The organism is Roseateles sp. P5_B10, from assembly GCF_056400485.1.
This window is the reverse complement of sequence record NZ_JBFULE010000379.1, coordinates 1-5,032: the sequence shown is the minus strand read 5'-3', so window position 1 is coordinate 5,032 and position 5,032 is coordinate 1. Positions and strand designations below refer to the sequence as shown.

6 protein-coding genes are annotated in these 5,032 nt (G+C 67.3%); 4 read left to right on the top strand and 2 right to left on the bottom strand.

The window, feature by feature from the left end; all coding sequences use genetic code 11:
- From AC1DU6_RS19830 to AC1DU6_RS19820, 3 genes are all read left to right on the top strand, one after another.
- A partial coding sequence (locus tag AC1DU6_RS19830; RefSeq protein WP_477859078.1) for a pyridoxal-phosphate dependent enzyme occupies nucleotides 1-350 on the top strand: 350 nt, incomplete at its 5' end.
- Complete coding sequence (locus tag AC1DU6_RS19825; RefSeq protein ID WP_457323160.1) at nucleotides 347-880, top strand: NUDIX domain-containing protein; 534 nt, start codon at nucleotides 347-349, stop codon at nucleotides 878-880. The genes AC1DU6_RS19830 and AC1DU6_RS19825, both read left to right, overlap by 4 nt.
- A gap of 4 nt (nucleotides 881-884) precedes the next feature.
- Entirely contained in the window at nucleotides 885-1,112 is a 228-nt protein-coding gene (locus AC1DU6_RS19820) for a sulfurtransferase TusA family protein (protein WP_477859075.1), read from the top strand.
- A 125-nt stretch (nucleotides 1,113-1,237) separates the two neighbouring features.
- Here the strand turns inward: AC1DU6_RS19820 and galU are convergent, their stop codons facing one another.
- The gene (gene galU, locus AC1DU6_RS19815) at nucleotides 1,238-2,128 is read right to left on the bottom strand and encodes a UTP--glucose-1-phosphate uridylyltransferase GalU (RefSeq protein WP_477859073.1); all 891 of its coding nucleotides are present in this window, start codon (nucleotides 2,126-2,128) and stop codon (nucleotides 1,238-1,240) included.
- 79 nt (nucleotides 2,129-2,207) lie between these two features.
- Here galU and AC1DU6_RS19810 point away from each other — a divergent pair, with 79 nt between their 5' ends.
- Nucleotides 2,208-3,158, top strand: a complete 951-nt coding sequence (locus tag AC1DU6_RS19810) for an NAD(P)-dependent oxidoreductase (protein ID WP_082532597.1) — start codon at nucleotides 2,208-2,210, stop codon at nucleotides 3,156-3,158.
- Here the strand turns inward: AC1DU6_RS19810 and AC1DU6_RS19805 are convergent.
- The coding region (locus tag AC1DU6_RS19805; RefSeq protein WP_477859070.1) for a valine--tRNA ligase at nucleotides 3,152-5,032 on the bottom strand (1,881 nt) is incomplete at its 5' end. The two genes, AC1DU6_RS19810 and AC1DU6_RS19805, sit on opposite strands and share 7 nt — an antisense overlap.

The following is a 5,032-nucleotide window of genomic DNA, read 5'->3' as shown; positions in this document are numbered from 1 at the left end:
TCACCGGCGTGTCGCGCTTCTTGAAGGAGAAGAACGCGGCTGTGCGCATCGTCGGCGCCCAGCCGGCGGAAGGATCGCGCATCCCGGGCATCCGCAAGTGGCCCGAGGCCTACATGCCCAGGATCTATGACCCGAGCGGCGTGGACGAACTGGTGCTGGTCAGCCAGAGCGACGCCGAGGACATGGCGCGCCGCCTGGCCCGCGAGGAGGGCCTGTTCGCCGGTATCTCGTCAGCCGGCGCCTGCTGGGTGGCGCTGCAGATCGCGCGCCGCGTCGAGAACGCGACCATCGCCTTCATCGTCTGCGACCGCGGCGACCGTTATCTGTCGACGGGCGTGTTTCCTGCATGACGGACTACAAGTTCTGTCCCGTCTGCGCGACGCAGCTGGGCTGGATCACGCAGGCCGAGGACGGTGGCGACAAGGAGCGCCTGCGCTGCCCGGCCTGTGGCTTCACGCACTGGAACAATCCGACGCCGGTGCTGGCCGCCGTCATCGAATGCACGGACCGCGACGGCCAGGTGCTGCTCGCCCGCAACGCGGCCTGGCCGGGGCGCTTCTTCGGCCTGATCACGGGCTTCATGGAGTCTGGCGAGACGCCGGAGGAGGGCATCCGTCGCGAGATCGCCGAGGAGACTTCGCTGGAGGTGGACAGCCTGAACCTGCTCGGCGTCTGGGACTTCCAGCGCATGAACCAGATCATCATTGCCTACCATGCGGCGGCGCGCGGCGAGATCCGCCTGTCGCCTGAGTTGGCGGAGTACAAGCTGATTGCGCCCAAGGACGTGCGCTGCTGGCCGCAGGGCACCGGTCAGGCGCTGGCGACCTGGCTGCGCAGCAAAGGCATCGAACCCCAATGGCTCGACCTGAAGCGAGAATGAGGCCATGGACGTCCAACGCGAGATCGACACGCGGGGCCTGAACTGCCCCTTGCCCATCCTGAAAGCCAAGAAGGCCTTGGCCGAAATGCTCAGCGGCGATTTGCTGCGCGTCGTGGCGACCGACCCGGGTTCGATGCGCGACTTCCAGGCCTTTGCGCGCCAGACGGGCAATGAACTGGTGGAACAGACCTCGTCGGGCGACGAGTTCATCCACGTGCTGCGCAGGCGCTGAGCAGGCCCTGGTCAGTTGGGGGCAGAGCTACTCGCTGCGCTCGGGCGGTCTGTCCCGCAAAGCCAATCCTGAGTCAGTTGGGGACAGAGCTACTCGCTACGCTCGGGCGGTCTGTCCCGCAAAGCTTAGAGATTCAGGCCCTGCAGGAATTCCTTGAAGCCCGGGCCGAGCTGCGGGTGGGCCAGGGCCAGTTCCACGTTGGCCTGCAGGAAACCTTCCTTGCTGCCGCAGTCATAGCGCTTGCCGTCATAGCGGTAGGCAAACACCTTCTCGCGACKCAGCAGGCCGGCAATGCCGTCGGTCAGCTGGATCTCGCCGCCCACGCCGCGTGGCTGGTTGGCAATCTCGTGGAAGACGCCCGGCGTCAGGATGTAGCGGCCGGCCACGCCCAGGCGTGAGGGTGCGTCTTCGGGCGCGGGCTTCTCGACGATGCGGTTCACGTCCATCAGGTGGTCATTGACCTGGGTGCCGGCGACGATGCCATAGCGGCGGGTGTGTTCGGGCGGCACTTCCTGCACGGCGAGGATGGAGGCGCGCCAGTCGGCGAACTGCTCGACCATCTGCTTGAGGATGGGGGTCTCGCCCACCATCAGGTCGTCGGCCAGCAGCACGGCGAAGGGCTCGTTGCCCACCAGGCGCTGACCGCACAGCACGGCGTGGCCGAGGCCGAGGGCCTGGGCCTGGCGCACATAGATGCACTCCATGTCGTCGGGCTTGACCGAGCGCACCACGTCCAGCAGGTCCTGCTTGCCGGAGTTTTCCAGCGCCACCTCGAGCTCGAAGGTCATGTCGAAGTGATCTTCGATGGGGCGCTTGTGGCGGCCCGTCACGAAGATCATCTCGCGCACGCCGGCGGCATAGGCCTCTTCCACCGCGTACTGGATCAGCGGCTTGTCGACAACCGGCAGCATCTCCTTGGGTTGGGCCTTGGTGGCCGGCAGGAAGCGGGTGCCGAGGCCGGCCACCGGGAAGATGGCCTTGGTGATCGGCGATTTGGACGAAGAAGCCATGGGCATACACTGGGTTGACAGGGTCGCAACGATTGTGTCACGGGGGTTGTGACGGTCTGACCCCTGAGTCGGGCACATACAAACAATGACAGTCCTGATCCTTGAACCGTTGGAAGCCGAGGTGGTGCAATGGCTGGCCGAGCGCCACGATGCCCGCTTTGCGCCTGAACTCGTGGGTGACCCTGAGGGCCTGGTAGAGGCACTGCAGAACTCCCGTGCCCTGGTGGCGCCCCCCGAAGTGCGCATCGATGCCGAACTGCTGCGCGGCGCGCCGGGACTGCGTGCCATCGGCCGTGCCAGCGGCGGCGCGGAGAACATCGACATCGAGGCCTGCCGCAAGGCGGGCGTGGAGGTCGTGCGCTCCCAGGCTTCCACGGCCAGCGCCGAGGCGGAATTCGCTGTCGGTGCCCTGCTCAGCCTGCTCAGGCGGGTGCCCATCGAGGGCAGCGACGGCCTCAAGGTGGGGCGGGAGCTGGGCTGTTCGACGATTGGCGTGCTGGGCCTGACACCGACGGCTCAGGTGTTGACCCAGCTGCTGCATGCCTTCGGTACACGGGTCATCGGCTATGACCCCGCCCTGCATCCGAGCGACGCGACCTGGGCACGCTGGGGCATCGATTCGGTTTCCTTGAGCGAGCTGGTCGAGCACAGCGACGGCCTGGTGCTGCTGCTGCCTTATTTCCCGCGCTTTCGCGGCCTCCTCGGCGACCGTCAGCTGGAGAACGTGCGCGCAGGCCAGGTCCTGGTCGGCCTGAGCCAGTCCGGCGTCGTCGACGAGGCGGCCCTGGGCCGGGCTCTGCGCAACGGCAAGCTGCGAGCCGCGTGGTTCGACAGCCTGGAACCGGGTTGGCTGGAGGCAGGGCGACCCCTGCACGGCATCGCCACGCTGCAGGTGACGCCGCGGCTGGCGGGCACGACGCGGGAGTCGCGCGTGCGCGCCGCCTGGGCGGTGGCGCGCGGCCTGGACGAGTTGCTGGGTGCACCAGCCAAGGGCAAGAAGAAGGCCACATCCAAGGTGGCCATCGACTATTACTGAGGCGGCAGGCGCTTGAGCTGTTCGTGCAGGCGCGCCACCGTCTCCTTGAAGCCCGCCACGCGGGCACGCTCCTGCTCGACGACGGCAGCCGGCGCGCGGGCGACGAAGCCCTCATTGCCCAGCTTGGCCTCGGCCTTGACGATTTCGCCTTCCAGACGCGTGACTTCCTTGGTCAAGCGGGCGCGCTCGGCGGCCACGTCGATCTCGACCTTCAGGGCCAGCTTCGCGGCGCCATGCAGCAGCACCGGTGACGTCGCGCTCTGCTTGGCGAACTCGGCCTCGTCGGCAATCAGCTCCACGGCCGCCAGCTTGGCCAGCACCTTCAGCACGGCCGCGGCCTCGCTGAGGAAGGACAAGTCACCACCCACCAGCAGCGGCACGCGGTCGCTGGGGCTGAGGTTCATCTCGCTGCGCAGGCTGCGGGTCGTGCCGACCACTTCCTTGAGCTGGGCCATCCAGGCGTCGGCGGCCGCGTCAATGCGCTCGGGCTGGGCGACAGGGTAGGGCGCCTGGCCGATGAAGTCGGTCGCCTTGCGGCCGGCGACAGGGGCGACGGTCTGCCACAGCTCCTCGGTGATGAAAGGCGCGACGGGGTGCAGCAGGCGCAGCGTCGTCTCCAGCACGCGGATCAGCGTGCGGCGGGTGGCGCGCTGCTGGGCCTCGTCACCCGTCTGGATCTGCACCTTGGCGATTTCCAGATACCAGTCGCAGTACTCGTCCCAGACGAAGCTGTAGACGGCGTTGGCGACGTTGTCGAGGCGGTACTCGGCAAAGCCCTGGGCCACGGCCGCTTCGACGCGCTGCAGTTCGCTCGTGATCCAGCGGTCGGCCTGGCTGAACTTGTTGTAGCCAGGCGGGCAGGCGCCTTGGTCGTGCGCGAGGCCGCAGTCCTGGCCTTCGGTGTTCATCAGCACGAAGCGGGTTGCGTTCCAGAGCTTGTTGCAGAAGTTGCGATAGCCCTCGCAGCGCTTGGTGTCGAAGTTGATGTTGCGGCCCAGGCTCGCGTAGCTGGCCATCGTGAAGCGCAGTGCATCGGCGCCATAGGCCGGCATGCCTTCGGGGAACTCCTTCTTCAYGCGGGCTGCGACCTTGGGCGCCGTCTCGGGCTTGCGCAGGCCGGTGGTGGACTTCTGGATCAGCGTGTCGAGGTCGACACCCTGGATCAGGTCCACCGGGTCCAGCACATTGCCCTCGCTCTTGCTCATCTTCTGGCCCTGCGAGTCGCGCACCAGGCCGTGGATGTAGACGTCCTTGAAGGGCACCTGGCCGGTGAAGTGCGTCGTCATCATGATCATCCGGGCGACCCAGAAGAAGATGATGTCGTAGCCGGTGACGAGCACGGAGGAGGGGAGGAAGAGTTCCTGCTCCAGCGTCTTCTGCGGCCAGCCCAGCGTCGAGAAGGGCACCAGGGCCGACGAGTACCAGGTGTCCAGCACGTCGGGGTCGCGGGTCAGCTCGCCCAGGTAGCCGGCGGCCTTGGCGCGGGCCTGGGCCTCATCCTCGCTGCGCGCGACGAACAGCTCGCCGCCCGTGCCGTACCAGGCCGGGATCTGRTGGCCCCACCACAGCTGGCGCGAGATGCACCAGTCCTGCAGGTTGCCCATCCAGTGGTTGTAGGTGTTGACCCACTGCTCGGGGTAGAACTTGACCGCGCCGGTCTCGACGGCGGCAATCGCCTTGTCGGCAATGCTCTTGCCATCGGCGCTGGGCTTGGTGACTGCAACGAACCACTGGTCGGTCAGCATCGGCTCGATGACCTGGCCGGTGCGCTCGCAGCGCGGCACCTGCAGCTTGTGCTTCTTGACCTCGACGAGCAGGCCTTGCGCCTCCAGGTCGGCGACGACGCGCTTGCGGGCGACGAAGCGGTCCAGCCC

Bases quoted from the DNA above. Each gene is read 5' to 3' on its own strand.
- AC1DU6_RS19825 (WP_457323160.1), top strand. From the start codon at position 347: ATGACGGACTACAAGTTCTGTCCCGTCTGCGCGACGCAGCTGGGCTGG.
- AC1DU6_RS19820 (WP_477859075.1), top strand. From the start codon at position 885: ATGGACGTCCAACGCGAGATCGACACGCGGGGCCTGAACTGCCCCTTG.
- AC1DU6_RS19810 (WP_082532597.1), top strand. From the start codon at position 2,208: ATGACAGTCCTGATCCTTGAACCGTTGGAAGCCGAGGTGGTGCAATGG.